The 333-nt window shown below is 37.2% G+C and carries 1 pseudogene; it reads left to right on the forward strand.

What is annotated here, in order from left to right:
• Nucleotides 1–80: 80 nt before the first annotated feature.
• Nucleotides 81–333, forward strand: a pseudogene (locus tag PSI06_RS21800) (LTA synthase family protein); the annotation flags it as partial.

The following is a 333-nucleotide window of genomic DNA, read 5'->3' on the forward strand; positions in this document are numbered from 1 at the left end:
TAGTCTATTTTTCTCAAGATTCACTAGTAAATTCACTTGTTCTTAACTCCACTTACAGTGTTGCGTTTGCGCTGAAAAACATGGGTAACGAAAAAAGTGCTAGCAATTTGTATGGCACAATGCCTCATCAGCAAGTTATAGATATAGTCAAAAAGGCTTCTTATCGTAAGCAGTTTGTCACCGGAAATATTCCGACCTTGGCACATAACAAACCTTTTGTGTCTGGAGTTAAAAAAAACTTAGTAATTATACTTGAGGAAAGTTTAGGTGCCCGATTTGTTGGACAACTTGGTGGGTTAGGTATAACTCCTGAACTTGATGAGCTATATCAAC

It is taken from the genome of Pseudoalteromonas sp. GABNS16E (genome assembly GCF_028598715.1).
Classification (GTDB): domain Bacteria; phylum Pseudomonadota; class Gammaproteobacteria; order Enterobacterales; family Alteromonadaceae; genus Pseudoalteromonas; species Pseudoalteromonas atlantica.